The sequence below is a fragment of the Cloacibacterium sp. DMC96 genome (assembly GCF_056313765.1).
The window spans coordinates 498,942-515,941 of the sequence record NZ_JBQUZQ010000002.1 but is presented as its reverse complement, the minus strand read 5'-3'; the positions used below and the strand labels follow the sequence as shown (position 1 = coordinate 515,941).

Annotated in this window: 14 protein-coding genes and 2 tRNA genes; 4 read left to right on the top strand and 12 right to left on the bottom strand. The window is 33.3% G+C overall.

Annotated features, from left to right (window positions below):
* From ACT53I_RS11270 to ACT53I_RS11255, 4 genes are all read right to left on the bottom strand, one after another.
* Positions 1 to 621 carry a hypothetical protein gene (locus ACT53I_RS11270; RefSeq protein WP_476079729.1) on the bottom strand — a complete coding sequence of 207 codons (621 nt, stop codon included), beginning with the start codon at positions 619 to 621 and terminating at the stop codon, positions 1 to 3.
* Positions 622 to 744: 123 nt separating this feature from the next.
* Positions 745 to 819 (bottom strand) — tRNA-Val (locus ACT53I_RS11265).
* 32 nt (positions 820 to 851) lie between these two features.
* Positions 852 to 926 (bottom strand) — tRNA-Val (locus ACT53I_RS11260).
* A 53-nt stretch (positions 927 to 979) separates the two neighbouring features.
* Positions 980 to 2,164 (bottom strand): bifunctional folylpolyglutamate synthase/dihydrofolate synthase, encoded by a 1,185-nt coding sequence (locus ACT53I_RS11255; protein ID WP_476079892.1) that lies wholly within the window; start codon positions 2,162 to 2,164, stop codon positions 980 to 982.
* A 179-nt stretch (positions 2,165 to 2,343) separates the two neighbouring features.
* On the opposite strand from ACT53I_RS11255, the gene ACT53I_RS11250 reads away from it, so the two are divergent.
* On the top strand, positions 2,344 to 2,625 hold the full coding sequence (locus ACT53I_RS11250) for a GNAT family N-acetyltransferase (protein WP_476079728.1): 282 nt from the start codon (positions 2,344 to 2,346) through the stop codon (positions 2,623 to 2,625).
* Positions 2,626 to 2,643: 18 nt separating this feature from the next.
* On the top strand, positions 2,644 to 2,859 hold the full coding sequence (locus ACT53I_RS11245) for a (4Fe-4S)-binding protein (RefSeq protein WP_424307830.1): 216 nt from the start codon (positions 2,644 to 2,646) through the stop codon (positions 2,857 to 2,859).
* A gap of 7 nt (positions 2,860 to 2,866) precedes the next feature.
* Here the strand turns inward: ACT53I_RS11245 and ACT53I_RS11240 are convergent, their stop codons facing one another.
* The 5 genes from ACT53I_RS11240 to ACT53I_RS11220 form a co-directional block, all read right to left on the bottom strand.
* The gene (locus ACT53I_RS11240) at positions 2,867 to 3,736 is read right to left on the bottom strand and encodes a ferric siderophore ABC transporter substrate-binding protein (protein WP_476079727.1); all 870 of its coding nucleotides are present in this window, start codon (positions 3,734 to 3,736) and stop codon (positions 2,867 to 2,869) included.
* A gap of 62 nt (positions 3,737 to 3,798) precedes the next feature.
* Positions 3,799 to 4,194, bottom strand: coding sequence for an ExbD/TolR family protein (locus ACT53I_RS11235; RefSeq protein WP_069797459.1), 396 nt, complete (start codon positions 4,192 to 4,194; stop codon positions 3,799 to 3,801).
* A 34-nt stretch (positions 4,195 to 4,228) separates the two neighbouring features.
* Complete coding sequence (locus ACT53I_RS11230; protein ID WP_069797457.1) at positions 4,229 to 4,912, bottom strand: MotA/TolQ/ExbB proton channel family protein; 684 nt, start codon at positions 4,910 to 4,912, stop codon at positions 4,229 to 4,231.
* Between the two features lie 160 nt (positions 4,913 to 5,072).
* Positions 5,073 to 5,531: a hypothetical protein gene (locus tag ACT53I_RS11225; protein ID WP_476079726.1), complete on the bottom strand. Its 459-nt coding sequence runs from the start codon at positions 5,529 to 5,531 to the stop codon at positions 5,073 to 5,075.
* 153 nt (positions 5,532 to 5,684) lie between these two features.
* Positions 5,685 to 8,363 (bottom strand): carboxypeptidase regulatory-like domain-containing protein, encoded by a 2,679-nt coding sequence (locus ACT53I_RS11220; RefSeq protein ID WP_476079725.1) that lies wholly within the window; start codon positions 8,361 to 8,363, stop codon positions 5,685 to 5,687.
* Between the two features lie 216 nt (positions 8,364 to 8,579).
* On the opposite strand from ACT53I_RS11220, the gene glmM reads away from it, so the two are divergent.
* Together glmM and ACT53I_RS11210 are read left to right on the top strand one after the other, a co-directional pair.
* Entirely contained in the window at positions 8,580 to 9,962 is a 1,383-nt protein-coding gene (glmM, locus tag ACT53I_RS11215; RefSeq protein ID WP_476079724.1) for a phosphoglucosamine mutase, read from the top strand.
* A 184-nt stretch (positions 9,963 to 10,146) separates the two neighbouring features.
* Entirely contained in the window at positions 10,147 to 11,517 is a 1,371-nt protein-coding gene (locus ACT53I_RS11210) for a tetratricopeptide repeat protein (protein ID WP_476079723.1), read from the top strand.
* A gap of 28 nt (positions 11,518 to 11,545) precedes the next feature.
* Here the strand turns inward: ACT53I_RS11210 and ACT53I_RS11205 are convergent, their stop codons facing one another.
* The 3 genes from ACT53I_RS11205 to ACT53I_RS11195 all read right to left on the bottom strand — a co-directional run bounded on the left by ACT53I_RS11205 (position 11,546) and on the right by ACT53I_RS11195 (position 16,996).
* Positions 11,546 to 12,811: a DUF6080 domain-containing protein gene (locus ACT53I_RS11205; protein WP_476079722.1), complete on the bottom strand. Its 1,266-nt coding sequence runs from the start codon at positions 12,809 to 12,811 to the stop codon at positions 11,546 to 11,548.
* A gap of 211 nt (positions 12,812 to 13,022) precedes the next feature.
* A complete protein-coding gene (locus ACT53I_RS11200; protein ID WP_476079721.1) occupies positions 13,023 to 14,567 on the bottom strand; it encodes a protein adenylyltransferase SelO in 1,545 nt (514 codons plus the stop codon).
* Between the two features lie 65 nt (positions 14,568 to 14,632).
* Positions 14,633 to 16,996, bottom strand: coding sequence for a penicillin-binding protein 1A (locus ACT53I_RS11195; RefSeq protein ID WP_476079720.1), 2,364 nt, complete (start codon positions 16,994 to 16,996; stop codon positions 14,633 to 14,635).
* Positions 16,997 to 17,000: the final 4 nt, after the last annotated feature.

Below are 17,000 nucleotides of genomic sequence, written 5' to 3'. Positions count from 1 at the left end.
TTATTCGAATTTAATACTCAAAGGCATTCTGAAAGCATATTTTACAGCATTTCCTTTTTGAAGAGCAGGCTTAGTAAATTTTTCTGAAATAAGATACATGGCAATTTCTGCTTGTTTATTAAAACTTATGTTTTCACCTTCTGCTTTGATATCTGTAATTGAACCATTTTCATCTACCACAAAACTCACGGTAGTATTGAGTTCATTTTTACAATATTCAATTCCTTTTGAATAAAATAAAGAAGCTACTTTTTCTCTCAAAGCATCTATTCCATTGGGGAATTCTGGCGCTTCGTCTATTTCTGTATGACAAGCTTTAGCATTAGAAGAAGATTGACCTTTTAAATATTCAAGTTCTTCTACATTTTTCACTCTTATTAATGCACCAAGATACGCAGTATTCCTTATACTGTCTAATTTGAGCATAAATTCTGTAAAATCTTTTTTGACGGTTTCTTTTTCTTGAGCCGTAAAAGCATTATTATACTTTTTGACAAACTCAATTTTCAATAGATTTTCTTGACGATCAAAATGTTGCTTGATAAGCCTAAACTCTTCGTTCTGTTGGCCAAAGAGCATACTTCCTGCTAAGAGGAATGCTGTTAAAAGAATAGTTTTCATCTGTGTTTTGTTGTTACAAAAATAACAAATTAAAAACAATTACGAAATTTTTATAGATTTTTAACTTTTGAGAAAGGTTTTAAACAAAAAAAATCTCACATTTCTGTGAGATTTCTATTTCTGTGGGTCCTGAGGGATTCGAACCCCCGACCCTCTGGGTGTAAACCAGATGCTCTGAACCAACTGAGCTAAGAACCCGAATTTTTTGAAAAGGTTTCGTTCCTTTTTTGTGGGTCCTGAGGGATTCGAACCCCCGACCCTCTGGGTGTAAACCAGATGCTCTGAACCAACTGAGCTAAGAACCCTCTTTCACGATTTCTCGTTTTGAGTGGTGCAAATATACAACTTATTGCGATTTCTACAAATTTTTTTCTAAAAATTCTCCCACTACAAAGTTACTTCCGCCCACAAAAATCATTTCTTCTGACTTACATTTTATTTTAGCTGCCTGAAAACCAGCATCTACTGTTTCAAAAATTTGAAAATCTATTTTTGCAGAAATTAGTGAATTTTCATACTCTTTTGGACTTCTTCCTCTGCTAATAGACGGTTTTACAAAGTAATATTGAGCATTTTTGGGTAAAATTTTCAATACCTCATCTATTTTTTTATCATTAACAAAACCAAGGACAATGTGTTTATATTTGTCAATGGCATTCAATTGAGCAAAAACCATTTCTAAACCAGCCTGATTATGAGCGGTATCACAAATAATCAATGGATTTTCTGAAAATTGAAACCATCTTCCAATAAATTTGGTGTTTTGGTGAACGTTCATCAAGCCATTTTCAAGAGAACTTTCAGAAATTTTTATGTTTTGTTTCCTCAGCTCATTTACCAAAGCCAGAACCACTCTTATATTTTTCTTTTGATAATTCCCCTTCAAATCAGTTTCTAAATCAGTAGAAATTTCGGTTGCATCTATGAATTCTGAATGAATTCGAATTGCTTTTTGTTGAATAATATTTTTAACCAAATCTCTTTCGTCGCCAGAAATAATGGGAATATTTGGCTTTACAATCCCTGCTTTTTCTGTGGCAATTTCTTCCAGAGTTTCTCCTAAAATATTCTGGTGATCTAAATCTACATTGGTAATAGCAGAAACCAAAGGTTTTATAATATTGGTAGAATCTAATCTACCTCCCAAACCTACTTCAATAATGGCAAAATCTACCTTTTTTTGATAGAAATATTCAAATGCCATAATCGTGGTAAATTCAAAAAAAGAAGGAAGAATTTCTTCTGGAATATTCCTCAATTTTTGAATAAAATCAAAGACAAATTCTTTCTCACAATTATTTCCATTAATTTTAATTCTCTCCGTAAAATCAATTAAATGAGGGGAATTATACAAACCAACGATGTATCCTTGTTCTTGTAAAACCGAAGCCAACATGTTGCTGGTAGAACCTTTTCCATTCGTTCCGCCAATATGAATCATCTTCAGTTTTTCCTGAGGATTTCCGAAAAAATTACAAAGTTTTGTAATGTTTTCTAAACCTGGTTTATACGCTTTTTGACCATCAATTTGGTAATTAGGCATTTGTACAAAAAGCCAATCTAATGCTTCTTGATAAGCTTCTGGAGTAAAAAGAATTGGAGTATTTTTTGACACAAAAAAAATTTTTTCAAAGATAACGAAACCCCATTTTATTTTGAAATTTTAAAAATAAAAACTCAATATTTTTTGTTACATTTGAATAAACCACAAAATATTAAAAAATGGAAATTCAACATGAAGATAATGGCAAAAAAGGTGTTTTTTTCATAGAAGAAAACGGAGAAATCATTGCTGAAATGACTTACGTTTGGTCTGGCGAAGACAAAATTATCATAGATCACACTGAGGTTTCAGAAAAACTTGGAGGAAAAGGAATCGGGAAGCAATTGGTTCATAAGGCAGTAGAAATGGCTCGTGAAAAACATATTAAAATCCTTCCACTTTGTCCGTTTGCGAAAAGAGTTTTTGATAAAACTGAAGAATATAAAGACGTACTTTTTTAACCCTTAATTTTTTGCAAAATGCCTGATCAAAACATAAAAGAATATTCAAATGGAGAAGTAACGGTTCTTTGGGATGCTTCAAAATGTATTCATTCTGCGAACTGTGTAAAAAACCTTCCAGAAGTTTTTAAACCTAAAGAAAAACCTTGGGTGCAAATGGAAAATTCTACTTCGGAGAACATTATTTCTACCGTAAATAAGTGCCCATCTGGAGCATTATCTTTGAAAAAATAAGAAGTTTTTAGAAGGTAATTTTATATGTTCCGGTAGAATTAGTCGAGGCTTTTTCGGCTTTTACGTATTTTTTTACCCAAATTACCGCAGCAGTAACGACACATGGATCCGATATTCCACTGCTTCTGCGCGCTGAAATCACGTTTCCAGCTTTGTCAACCGTATAAGAAATGGTAATGGTTCCGTTTGCTGTACAGTTATGAGAGGGCTGTTCTCCACCTTTTCCCATGGTTCCAGGAATAAAAGAAATAAGTTTTCGGTCTACGCCAATTTTGCTGTCACCATCTCCTTTTCCACCAAGAGGATCGCCAGAATTCCCAACAGTTCCATCAGTTCCTTGCGTTCCAGTCTTCGTTCCTCTTCCTTTGATAAGATTGCCAATTGCGGCGGTTCCTTGTCCATCACCTTGAGCATTTTTGGTAGCGGTATTGCTGGTAGATGAAGTTTTAGAAGTGGTTGCTTTAGACGCAGTAGTTTCCGAAGATTTAGTAGATTTTTTTTCGGTTTTCTCTGTTTTTACGGCAGTAGTTTTTTCAGATTTTCCTGTGATGATTTTTTCTGCAGGTTTTTCTACAGCTTTTGGGGTTTCTACAATTTCTTGAGGTTGTGGTTCAGGAGTTTTTAATTCTTCAGGGATATAAATATCTGCCGAAGCTAAACTTCCTTCTTGATTAGCAGGTTCTTCTGCTCCGATTCCGTTTCTATTGTCGCCGAAATTAATCAGCATAGTGGTTACTTTCTCTTCTTTTGGGATTTCTCTCACGAATTGGTAATAAAAAATCAACAAAAACAACAATGCCGAAATCAGCGCAGTAAGTGTTGCACTTTTTAGCTTGTCTATTCTTTCGTCTCGTTTATGTTGAGTTATCGTTTCCAATATAAGTTTTGGCTAAATTTGATTTTAATTTCTATAAATGGACTAAAGTCCATTCCAATTGATTATTCTTGAACGGTAGCAATCGCTAAACCATATTTGTGTTTTTCGGCGATTTCCATGGCATAAACTACATCTTTATGCTTGCAATTTTCGTCTGCTCTAATGGTGAAAGTAGGATTAGGTGAACCTTCTACCAATTTTACAATATTTTGTTCTAATTGTTCTTTTGGCGTTTCTAAATCATTTACAAAATACTTGCCATCTGCATTTATTGTAACAGTTGTAGGGTCTGTAACACTAGGATCTTGAGCTGCAGCTTTTGGCAAATTCACATCTATTGCACTTTGACTAATTGCGGAACTGGTAATCATAAAGAATATCAATAACAGAAAGATAATATCTGTCATCGAAGCCATACTAAATTCGGCGCTTACTCTATTTCTTCTTTTCAATTCCATTCTTAAAAAAGTTTGAGGTTAGGTTTTAGAAGAATTAAAGTGGTTTGTTTAGCGTATCTAAAAACTCATTCACGTGAGTTTGAATTTTCAGAACCAATCTGTCTACATTGGTCACCAAAATATTATAGAAAAAATAGGCAGGAATTCCCACAAATAAACCCACTGCAGTAGTGGCCATCGCAGTATAAATTCCCGATGCCAATAGTTTCGGCGAAACTGCTCCCGTAACATTAGAAATCTCGAAAAACGCCATTATCATTCCGACTACCGTTCCCAAGAAACCTAACATAGGCGCTGCTCCAGAAGCTGAAGCAAGAATATTCAGGTTCTTCTCCAGTTTAGAAACTTCTAACTGTCCTTGGTTTTGCATTGCATTTGAAATATCAGAAATGGGTCTTCCTATTCTGGTTAAGCCTTTTTCTATCATTCTGGCTTCTGGCGAATCTGTTCTTCTGCATAAATCTATGGCAGATTGTATTCTTCCGTCATGTATGCAGTCTTTAATATTTTCTAAAAAATTAGGCGTTTCTTTTGATGCTCTTTTGATGAAAAAATATCTTTCGAAAAAAACATATAATGCTAAAATTCCCAAAAGAAAAATAGCAATCATAATGGTATTTCCTATAATTCCTCCGCTGAAAAGTACATCCCAAAGCGAAAATACTTGTTTCTCTGTCACTTTATTGTTAATGATAGTAGTCGTGGCTTGTAAAAACATAATGAAAAATGTTAAGTTCGAATTTCTAAACGATAAATTTAGTGAAAAATTGTAGAATTTCTCGTAGCAATGAATGTTTTTTGAAAAATACTTTTCAAAAAAACTCTAAAAATAAAATAAGATTCTGATGGTTTTAAACGGGAAAGAAAACAGCAGAAAGTTACTCTTCTATTTCGATATCATCTGCTTTGAAATGACATTTCAATTTAAAAGGAATTGGTTCATCAGAACCGGTATAGAAATCATCTATTTTCCCTTGCCAGAATAATTGTAACACATTGTCTTCATCTTTAGAAAAACTAAGTTCATTCTCGTAGAGATAGGCTTCTTCGTCGTCATAAAGGTCTACTTCTGTATAGGTTTCTTCGTCTGTATCTTCTATACGGAATGTTTTCCCTTCTAATTCATTAGAATCAATAGGAAATTCAAATACGTCTAAGGATAGCTGAGGAAAATTATATTGTAGAGAATCGTCTTCTACATGGTCTAAAGAATCATCTGTAATGATTTCTACTTCCAGAAAATTTTTTGAATTGAGATAAACCGCCTTGCAATATGTGCTAGAGATATGGTATTTAAGGGTTTCTTCTGGGTGATAGATTTTTAAAATCCCTTTCATGATGGTGTGTTAAAAAGAATGTTTGTTTTTAAGTTTAAAAAAAAATGATTGTCTTTAACAAAGATAAAAAATTTATAAAACCATAAAAGGTTTTTCGTTAAAAATCATAAAAAACGCAGTAAAAAATTTACTGCGTTCGTTATTTTGAAAAATTTATTTGAAGTTAAACTTCAGCGTGAGTACCACTTGTCTCGGTCTAATGTTAACCGTGGTGTAAGAAGTCTGATTAAAAGTAGAGTTAAAAGTTACATTTTCGAATACATTATTATTGGTAATATTCAGCACTTTCAGTTCTAAATCTATTTTTTCTTCGGACATAGAATATTGGTAAGAAAGGTCAAAGAAAGCATTTTTAGCCGTTCTTTCTCTGTTGCTAGAATGCAGTTCGTCCCAAGTGAATCCTAATGTGTGATTTTTGAAAGGATAAACATATGCAGAAAGTGCGTGATTAAATAAATTGGTTTTGTTATTAAATCTTGCATCGTCTGGAGATTTTGTGTTGTTAAAATTCCAATTGGCATTATAATCTACACTTAACCAAGAGAAATAATTGTTATTAAATTTAACACTTACTCCTTGATTTACGCCTTCTACATCTATAAAACTAGATTCTGTAGGTGCAGAATTGGCTGGTAACTGTTGGTAATTGTTCAATGAGTAATTATATCCTACAGAAGCGTTGGTCTTAAATTTAGGGAAATATTTCCCGAGTTCTGTTCTTGCAGAATTGGTTTTGCTGTTGTTCTCTAAATTATATCCTTCTACGGTAAATTGTTGATTATCAACATCTAATTTAGTAAGATATGTGATATTATTTGTTCTATCATTAAAATTATAACTTACATTAAAGAAAATGTTATTTAATGGATTTCTGTATTCCAACCTTGAACCCACAAAATTTGATTTTGTTTGCTGAATATCAGTATCTTTCATGGTAATATTTCTTGCTGAAAGCAAAATAAAACCGTTATAAAGATCATTAATACTTCCAAATGAATTAGTAATTCCCGCGAAAGTTGAAAATTTCCAAAACGAAGTTAAATCATATCTCATGAACAATCTTGGTTCATAAGTTACTTTATTTATTGTTTTATCTAAATTCTTGGCTCCTGTAGCAGCAATATTATTAAAATTAACAGGGAAACTTAAATTCACATCTAAACCTTCTCTCTTATAATTTACCATCATTTGTACATAAGGTTTCATGTTTTTGAATTTAATATCGTTCTCATAATCAGAACCTAAATCTACTAAAGAATTATTTTTTTCGCCATTTAAATCAGTTACTAATTTGTTTTGAGTAAAATTAAGCCCAACTTCTGGAGTAAAAGTCCAATTCTTTTTAGACAAACCAATAGATGCAGAATGTACCGCTTCGAATGTTTTTAAATTTAAATATTGATCAACAAGATCTGAAGTGTTAATTTTTTCATTATCACTATTTAAATATGAAGCAGGATTAATTCCTAAATTTTGCTTATCATCTCTATAACTGATGAAAGACATGGCATTTACTAATCTTTCTTTCCAAGGAATAATGGCGCTTAATGAGTTTTGGAAACTATTAGATGGTGTTTTAACTTTTTGATTAGCAAATTTATTATTATTGCTCACACTTGATTCGTCTCCGTTCCAAAGTCCGTTATACGTAGTGGTATTTTTAAAGAAACTTTTATTGGCGTTTTTAGAGAAAATAATTTCACCTTTTGCTTGATTAGTATAATGATTGCTTCTCGCAAAATTAACATTTCTCAAAGTATTATCAGCGGTATAAACTTTCGTAACACTCTCTTTATCAATTGCATTATTGGCATAATTTGCATTGGCCTTTAGCTCCCATTGTTTCGAAAGATTGGTCAAAACATTAGCAGATAAATAGTGCACATTATTAAATAAATATCTTTTTACTGGAACATTTTGAGGCGGAGATGAAGATTCTACAGAAAGCCAAGAATTTTCAGAAAAATTTCTTCTCATTCCTTCAAATCTATTTCCAAAAGCCAGAATATTATTCTCTTTTTCTACTTCTTCTCCCATATTATTGGTTTTGTAATTCAAAACCCATTGGTATTTTTGAGTAAAAAGCATCGGAGAAAGTTTTACATTCCAAAGAGATGGCGCCACACCAAGAGAAGTTTCTCCTCTTCCTGTCATGGTTATAGATTTTTTGAGCTGCACATTAATCGCCGCATTTTCCGAAGAAAGTTTATCCTGAAGAATTTTTACAGGTTGGTGATTTTCAAGCACTTCTACTTTTTGCACAGCATCTTTTGGGAGAGAATTATTGATTACACCGTAACTTCCTTCCATTAAATCTTTTCCGTTTACGTAGAATTTGTTAATCGGTTCACCTTGATAGAGAATAGAACCATCTTTATTTACTTCAATCCCAGGAATTTTTTTCAAAACATCTGCTAAACTTCTATCTGCCTTACTTTCGAAAGATTTTAAATCATAAGAAATGGTGTCACCACGTTTGGTAATGAGTTTAGTTTTCAGTTTTACTTCCTTGATTTCTGTGGCTTTTTCTTGAAGCACAAAATTCAAAGTCTGAGTTGCGTTATTATAATTTTCGGTAATGGTTTGGTGGTTAAAAGCTTTAACTTTTACAAGAATTTTTTCGTCATTACTTGTAAAAGTCACTTTATAATTTCCTTTGGCATCGGTAATTGCATATTCTAAAATGGCATTTTTACCTATTTCTTCTATGGTTACACTTGCACTTGCAAGCGGTTTTCCATCATCATTTTTTACAGTTCCAGAAATGGTTTTTTGAGCAAAAATTACAATTGAAAATAATAAAATAAAGGTAAATGAAAGTATTTTTTTCATGTTTAAAAGTTTATCACTAAAGTATTAGTAAAAGAAAAGGATATTGTGTTACAAAATTTTTAGATAATCATTTCGGATAAATGTTAAAACTAACGTTTGTTGATATTTAAGTATATTGAAAATGGTTTATTTTTCCACAAGAAACGTATTCCTGTTGCTAAATTCAGTAATTTTGCAGAAATTTAATTTTCAAATAAAAATTTATCTCAATATCATATGTCTTTAATCAAAAGTATTTCAGGAATCCGTGGAACCATCGGTGGTAAAGTAGATGATAATCTTACACCTGTAGATGTGGTAAAATTTACTGCAGCTTTTGGAACTTGGCTTCAAAAAAATAAAAATAAAAAAGATTTAACCTTAGTGATTGGTCGTGATGCCAGAATTTCTGGCGCAATGGTTAATTCATTGGTTACCGCTACTTTACAAGGTTTAGGAATTCATGTAGTAGATTTAGGACTTTCTACTACGCCAACTGTGGAAGTGATGGTTCCAGAACTCAATGCTGATGGCGGAATTATCTTAACCGCTTCTCACAACCCAAAACAATGGAACGCGCTGAAATTGCTCAACGAAAAAGGAGAATTTATCAGTGGTAAAGATGGCGCAGAAATGTTAGAAATCGCCGAAAAAGAAGATTTCAACTTTGCCGAAGTTGACGATTTAGGAAAATACGAAACCAGAACAGACGCTTTTGACATTCATATTCAGAAGATTCTGGATTTACCAATGGTAGATGTAGAAGCTGTGAAAGCTAAAAAATTCAAAGTAGTTTTAGACGCTGTAAATTCTACCGGTGGAATTTCGCTTCCACCACTTTTAGAAAAATTAGGTTGCGAAGTCGTGAAGTTATATTGCGAACCAAACGGACAATTTCCACACAATCCAGAACCTTTGAAAGAGCACTTAACAGATATTTGTGATTTAATCAAAAAAGAAGGCGCAGATGTAGGAATTGTAGTGGATCCAGATGTTGACAGATTGGCACTTATTGACGAAAATGGCGAAATGTTCGGCGAAGAATACACTTTGGTAGCTGTGGCAGACTATTTGCTGAGACATAAGAAAGGAGTTGCGATTTCTAACCTTTCTTCGAGCAGAGCTTTGAGAGATGTTGCCAGAAATCTAGATTCAGAATATTTTGCAAGTGCTGTAGGAGAAGTAAATGTGGTGACTTTAATGAAGGAGAAAAATGCAGTTATTGGTGGAGAAGGAAATGGTGGAATTATTTATCCTGATTTGCATTACGGAAGAGATTCTTTAGTTGGCGTTGCATTATTTTTAACGCATTTGGCTAAAGAAAACAAAACCGTTTCTGAGTTAAGATCTACATATCCAGCGTATTACATGGGTAAAAAGAAGATAGAACTTACTCCCGAAATAGATGTAGATGCATTATTGGTAAAAATGCAGGAAGAATACAAAAATGAAGAAATTTCTACGATTGACGGTGTGAAAATTGATTTTCCTGAAAATTGGGTTCACCTCAGAAAATCAAACACAGAACCTATTATTAGAATTTATACAGAAGCCTTTTCTCAGCAAGAAGCAGATGAACTGGCAGACAAAATGATAGCAAAAATTAAAAGTTTGATTTAATTGCTGGATGATGGAAGTCAGAAGATGGAAGTTTTAAAAATTTTCTTTGAAACCCAAATACCTGACACATCAAATAAAGCATTGAAAATCAATTTAAAATATTAAAATTCGATTTCTGAAACAAGAATTCAGACCAATAAAAGTCTAAAATCTTGAATCTAAAATCTAATATCTATAAAATAATTTGGAAGAATTTTTTGAAAATGAGCTTGCTAAAAAGTTCGAAGACATGATAGAAAATAACGAACAGTTCTACTTTGACACAGAAGAAGTAGAAGATATTGTTATTTTTTATTTAGAAATGGGAGACATCAATTTTGCAGAAATGGCTGTGAATTATGGCTTAAATCTTCACCCTAATTCTATCGAACTAAAAGTTAAGCAATTAGAAGTCTTTTTAGAACTCGAAAAATATGTTCAAGCTCGTCAATTAATTGAAGAGTTGAAACTTTCATGTTCAGAAAGCACCGACTTTTTGGTTTGTTGTGCCAAATATTATTCTAACAACGGAAATCCTAGAAAATCAATAGAATTTTGCGAAAAAGCATTAGAACTTGAAGAGGAAGAAAGTTTCTTGCATAATTTCATTGCAGATGAATATTACAATCTCCAAGATCCTTTTAATGCATTGAAAAACTATAAATTAGCATTAAAACACGATCCTCAAGATGAATATGCACTTGAAAGTGCAATGATGTGTTATGGCGAAATGACTCGTCATGCAGAAGCAGAAGAATTTTTGCAAAATTATATCAATCAATTTCCTTTTTCGGAAACCGCTTGGTTTGAAATGGGACAATTCTATTTCAACCGAAAAAACTACGAAAAAGCAATTCAGTCTTTCGATTATTTACTAGCGATTAATTCTGATGCAGCTGGAGTTTACGCCAATAAAGCAGCTTGTTATGAAGCTATGGAGCAATGGGATAAAGCGATTGAGGTTTATGAAGAACAGCTGGAATTAGAATACACCAAAGCTTTTACTTTTTACAAAATTGGATTGTGCTACAAAGCAGCCAAAAAAAATATGGAAGCGCTTCGTGCTTTTCAGAAATCTTTAAGAGAAGACCCGCAGTTTTATCTTTCGATGATGGAACAGAGCGACCTTTATTTGGAAATGGGAAGCATGAAAGAAGCTTTACACTTTGCTAAAGAAGCAGTAGCGCTGAATGAAAACAACTTAGAATTTCAGAAGAAATTAGCTTTTCTATATATTGATTCTGGCAGATTCGAAGAATCACTTTCTTGTCTTAAAAAATTGGTAGATGTAGAGCCAAAAAGATTTTACAATTGGTATGCATACAGCGAAGTAATCATGCTTATTGGTGAATATGAAGATGCGATTACCGTTTTAGAACAAGCTACCAAAATTCACCAGAGAGCAGAATTGTATTATCAGCTCAGCAATTCTTATCTTCACTTAAATGATGTGGAAAACGGACAAAAAGCATTGCAAAAAGCCCTAGAACTAGACGAAAGTCTTTCGAGCGATATGCAAGAAAAATATCCTTTTATTAAGGAGCAAATTTCTAAAGAAAAGAGTAAAAATAAATAGCAAATCCCGAGAATTTCTCGGGATTTTTTTATTTATAATTCTGTTCTAAAAACCAAAAGAACTCTTCCATTCTATACATATTATTCGCCACTAAGAAAACGAATAAAATCCCTACAGAAACCGTCAGAAAAGAAAGCATTTTCGGAGAATTTTTATACCCAAAAAACAACCATCCCAACATCATCGGAACTACAAAAATAAAATGTCCTCCGTAAATGTAAGAAGTGTGTAACCCAAACTTCAAAACGCAATGAATAATGATATCTACGAAAAATGAAAGCATTAAAATCTGCACGAATTTGTTTTTGAAATTCTTAAAATAACTCCAAAAAACAAGAACCAGAACTGCGCCAACGAAAATATATGGAGCTACAGATGTGAAAACATCCATAAATAAGGCGTTGTAATGAAAGCCTTTTTTATTGTGATAATCTCTCACCACAAAATTTGAAAAAATCATATTTCCCCCGAAAAACCAAGACGAAATCATGTCCCAAAGTGGTGTAACTTTTGGTTTTGAGAATTTCTCGTATTGTTCACCTGTTTTAGTGAAAATCCTCATGTAATCCCAATCTAATCGGTATAAAAATAACAAAACGAAAACCGCTGCTGAAATCAAAACTCTAATCGCGGCATTGAAAAAGTTTTTAAAATTCTTGAATAGACCTTTTTCAAAAAGGATAGGAATGTAGACTTTTACAATATTCGTAATGGTTAAACCTCCTACCAAAACCGAAGCAAAAGTGAGCGGAAATAGAGAAATTTTCTTTTCTTTTTTGAGTTTTGCCGCTGCGTAATAGTTAAAAGCCACCAAAAACAGCAAAGTATAAGTATAAGTTTCTGGCGTGAAGGAAAGCAGAATTGGAGTCGTGAAAAAAGCAAAGAAAAACGTAATTAATACATTGATTTTCAATGGAATTCTAACAATATTTCTTAAATATTTGAATAATTGAACCGAAGCCAAACTCACAGCAAAATTACTGCACCAAGCCAAAACCAAACGGAAAATTTCATTCTTTTTACCCTCTGAAATCCAAAGCGCAAATTCTCTGATAAAATCGAAGAAATAATTAGAAAGCGGATGTCTCTCGAAACCACCACCTGTCATCACAATCGAGCGATTATCAAAACTGAAATAAGCGTCCCAAGGAATTCTATCATCAAATATAATTCTGTAATTCAGGGCGATATAGCTTCCTAAAATCCCGTAAGAAGTGAGGAAAATAACAAACAAAATCCATTCTACCCCATTGCTTGGGAAAATCAGTTTTAAAGTGTCTTTGAATTTTTTCAAGGATAAAATTTTTGCAAAAGTATTGGTTTCTCACAGATTACACAGATTTTCACAGAAATTTTTTTCTAAAAATATTTTTACTACAAGAGCGAAAAAAGATAAAATTCGTTTTAAGCCATCCAAAAGTAAAAAAAAGTAAAAAAAATTCTTTTTTTTACTTTTGAAATTCTTGTTTTCAAACCATTCTTTTGTCTCTTTTGTGGTTAGATTCTTATGAAGAACAAGAAAGGGAACTGCAACCTACTACTCCTTCATATTTTTCTGGTCTTTTTTCCGAAAATTCTGGGTAGATTTCTTCATAAGGATTTTGTAAAGCGTTCCAAAGTTTGTCAAAAAGTTCTGTTTTGCCTTCTTCCATTTCTGCAATGCAATCGTACAGCAAATAGTTTCTCAAAATGAATTTTGGATTGGTTTTTTGCATCAATTTTCTGCTTTCTTCCCTAGAAATTTGATTGTTTGAAAGTCTTTGTCTGTAATTTTCAACAAATTCTATAACCAAAGTTTCTTGTTCTTTATCCAAGTTTTGATAGAAAGATTTTTTGAAATGTTCTACAATATTTAAACCTTCTTCAAGTGTTTCTAACTGATTGAAAAACAACGTATAGTCTGTAGAAATTTCTTCCATTAGTTTTTGCCAAGAAGTGAAAAAATCGGCGTCATATCTTTCTAGTTTTTCAAACCCAAATTTCTTAGCCATCATTTCATCATGCTTTTTCCAAAACATTTCACTGTAATCAATTAAGATTTTTTCCAGCGCAGCTTCATCTTTAATTAAAGGGAAAAGTGCGTTCGCTAATTGAATTAAATTCCAATGAGCAATGTGCGCTTGTTTACCAAAAGCGTACCTTCTTCCTGGTAAATCGGTTGTATTTGAGGTAAAATTCAGATTATATTCATCTAAAAATGAGAATGGTCCGTAATCTATCGTATTGCCAATAATACTCATATTATCGGTATTCATTACGCCATGTGTAAATCCTACTCTAATCCATTCTACAATCATATCGGCGGTTTTTTCGCCCACTATTTTGAAAAATTCCAGATATTTTTCCGTTGAATTTTTATCGATTTCTGGGAAATAATTTTCGATGGTAAAATCTGCTAATTTTTGTAAAGTATCCAATTCATTTCTGGCAGCTAACAACTCAAAATGCCCAAAACGAAGAAACGTTTCCGAAGTTCTGATGACAACTGCTCCTTGTTCGAAATCTACATTTCCGTTGTACATGATATCTCTCGCCACTTTTTCTCCAGAAAGAGAAAAAGAAAGCGCTCTGGTTGTAGGAATTCCTAAGTGAAACATGGCTTCACTCATGAGATATTCTCTGATAGATGAACGTAAAACAGCTCTTCCATCAGCATGACGAGAATATGGAGTCGCTCCTGCTCCTTTCCATTGAATTTCTGTAGATTTTCCTTCAGAATTTTGAATTTCTCCTGCATAAATGGCTCTTCCGTCACCTAATTGACCAGCCCATTGTCCGAACTGATGACCTGCATAAGCGGTAGAAAATGTTTTTACATTTTCTGGAAGCTTGGTAGCATTCAAAAAGTCTGTATCTTCTTGGTTTTCCATTTTTCCCAAGCCTATTTCTTCGGCTAAATTTTCATTAAAGTGCAATAACTGCGCTTTTTTGAATCCATAAATATCGGTAAGTGCAAAAAAGAAATTGGGCGTTTGTCTTTGTACAGGATTTCCTGAAAAATCTCCTGGAAAAAGGTCAAAATATCTCTGTGTGATTTTATCTAAATTCATTTTGCAAAGCTAAATGATTTTCAAGAAAAAACCGCTTCAAATAAGATTGAAACGGTTTATCATTTTTATTGATTGAAATCTACTTCGTCTTTATTCAGATTTTCGTTGAGATTCTCATCTTTCGGTTTATTATTTTTAGGCTGATTGTCTTTCGGTTTAGGATTTTTGATTTGGTCTATGGTTTGTAATCCGCCATCGTCTCCATAACCGCCAAGTCCCTGTAAATCTGCACAATCTCCCGTCCAATTAGAAGGTTTAGCAAATTTATCATCTGGTGTAATCCCGAGTTCTTTATCTGCCCAAATTTTCTTCATGAAAATTCCCCAAATTGGCAATGCCATTCTAGCACCTTGACCTTCTCCTGTACTCCAGAAGTGGGTTGCTCTGTCTTCCCAGCCTACCCAAACTCCAGTTGCTAGATTAGGCGTAATTCCCATGAACCAACCATCTGAGTTGTTCTGAGTAGTACCAGTTTTACCAGCTATTTCTACAGTATCAGGAATTCCCATTCTTCTTAACTGACCAGAAGCTGTACCGAATCTTGCAACACCTTTCATCAAATCTATCATGGTATAAGCGTACATTTCGTTCATGACTTCTTTGGTTTCGTTTTTCACTTCTTTAATTACTCTACCATTAGCATCTTCTATACGCCAAACCATTTCTGGTTTAATGTAATTTCCAAAATTAGCAAAAGAACTATAAGCTCCCAACATTTCGTAAATGGTAATATCTGTAGAACCTAGAGCGATTGCATATTCATTTGGCATTTCTTCTGTTACTCCTAAATCTCTAGCCAACTGAATTACTTTTTTAGGACTAACAGATTCTATTAATCTTACTGCAACAGGGTTTTTAGAATGTGCTAAAGCGTCTCTCAAAGTAAGATTACCACCATTACCTTCTACTACCCAATCTCCTTTAGTATAAGTAGCATTCGAAACAGTAGAACAAGGAGTCATTCCTAAATTCATGATTGCTGTAGCATATACAAACGGTTTAAACGTTGATCCTACTTGTCTTTTTCCTTGTTTTACGTGGTCATATTGAAAATGTTTCCAATCGATTCCTCCTACCCAAGCTTTGATATCACCAGTTGCAGGTTCCATAGACATTAAGCCGGCTTGTGCAATTTGCTTGTGGTATCTGATAGAATCATACGGAGACATTTCGGTTTCTTTTTCTCCTTCCCAAGTAAAGATGGTGGTTTTGGTAGGCGTTTTGAAATCCATCATAATAGAATCTTCTGAAACCCCTTCTGCAGCCAATTGTTTATATCTGCCGGTTCTTTTCATTGCAGCCATCATAATACCGTCTATTTGATCTTTTTTCAAGAAATAGAAAGGTCTATTAGGATTTCTGCGTTGTTCATCATCAAAACTTTTCTGAAGACTGGTCATGTGTTCCTTAATGGCTTCTTCTGCATATTTCTGCATTTTAGAATCTAAGGTTACAAAGATTTTAAGACCGTCTCTATAAATATTTACATCTTTACCGGTTTCTTTTTCGTATTCTTCTAGGTAATTATTGATTTCTTTTCTCAAATAATGCTTGTAATAAGCAGAATATCCTTCGTCTACAGATTCTACAGGATGGAAATCTACTACGATGGGTTCCGCTACTACTTTGTCATAAGTAGCTTGGTCTATATAGTTGGTTTTAAGCATTTGCTCTAAAACCACATTTCTTCTTTCCTTAGCTCGTTCAGGATTTCTAATGGGATTATTTCTAATTGGAGCCTCTAGCATTGCAACAAAAGTTGCGGCTTCTGAAAGAGTTAAGTCTTTAGTAGATTTATTAAAATAAATTCGTGAAGCTAATTCAATACCCTTGGAATTATAATTAAAATCCATTTTGTTAAAGTACATAGTGATGATTTCCTCCTTGGTATATCTTTTCTCCAAGCTTACCGCAACAGACCATTCTTTTAATTTTTGAATGCCTCTCATTAAAGAATTTGTTGCGGGTTTTTTCGTAAACAATAGTTTTGCCAACTGCTGAGAAATAGTAGAACCACCACCTCTTTTACCACGGAATGCTACCGCTCTTGCAAAAGCTTGTAAATCAATTCCTGAGTGCTCACGGAAACGTTCATCTTCTTTTGCCATCAATGCATATACTAAATGCGGCGGCAAATCTTTATAGGTAACCGGAATGGTTTTTTCTTTCTCGAATTTCCCTAAGGTAACTCCATCAGAAGAAATAATCTCTGAAGCCACGTAAATATCTGGATTTTCTAATTCTTTTACATCTGGCATATCTCCCAAAAATCCTTGAGATACAGCAAAAAACAAAAATGCTGTTCCTAGAATTATTCCTCCTAAGCCAAGCCAAATGAATTTCACCCATTTTTTATAACCGAAGTTTTTTTGCTTTTTGGGTGGCAACGGAAAATTAAGTGTGCTGCCTTGTTTTACAGTGTTTTCCATATAA

What these genes read in the sequence shown, in the direction of transcription:
- ACT53I_RS11270 (WP_476079729.1), bottom strand. Translation starts at nt 621, where the DNA reads ATGAAAACTATTCTTTTAACAGCATTCCTCTTAGCAGGAAGTATGCTC.
- ACT53I_RS11255 (WP_476079892.1), bottom strand. Translation starts at nt 2,164, where the DNA reads ATGCCTAATTACCAAATTGATGGTCAAAAAGCGTATAAACCAGGTTTA.
- ACT53I_RS11250 (WP_476079728.1), top strand. Translation starts at nt 2,344, where the DNA reads ATGGAAATTCAACATGAAGATAATGGCAAAAAAGGTGTTTTTTTCATA.
- ACT53I_RS11245 (WP_424307830.1), top strand. Translation starts at nt 2,644, where the DNA reads ATGCCTGATCAAAACATAAAAGAATATTCAAATGGAGAAGTAACGGTT.
- ACT53I_RS11235 (WP_069797459.1), bottom strand. Translation starts at nt 4,194, where the DNA reads ATGGAATTGAAAAGAAGAAATAGAGTAAGCGCCGAATTTAGTATGGCT.
- ACT53I_RS11230 (WP_069797457.1), bottom strand. Translation starts at nt 4,912, where the DNA reads ATGTTTTTACAAGCCACGACTACTATCATTAACAATAAAGTGACAGAG.
- ACT53I_RS11225 (WP_476079726.1), bottom strand. Translation starts at nt 5,531, where the DNA reads ATGAAAGGGATTTTAAAAATCTATCACCCAGAAGAAACCCTTAAATAC.
- ACT53I_RS11220 (WP_476079725.1), bottom strand. Translation starts at nt 8,363, where the DNA reads ATGAAAAAAATACTTTCATTTACCTTTATTTTATTATTTTCAATTGTA.
- glmM (WP_476079724.1), top strand. Translation starts at nt 8,580, where the DNA reads ATGTCTTTAATCAAAAGTATTTCAGGAATCCGTGGAACCATCGGTGGT.
- ACT53I_RS11200 (WP_476079721.1), bottom strand. Translation starts at nt 14,567, where the DNA reads ATGAATTTAGATAAAATCACACAGAGATATTTTGACCTTTTTCCAGGA.
- ACT53I_RS11195 (WP_476079720.1), bottom strand. Translation starts at nt 16,996, where the DNA reads ATGGAAAACACTGTAAAACAAGGCAGCACACTTAATTTTCCGTTGCCA.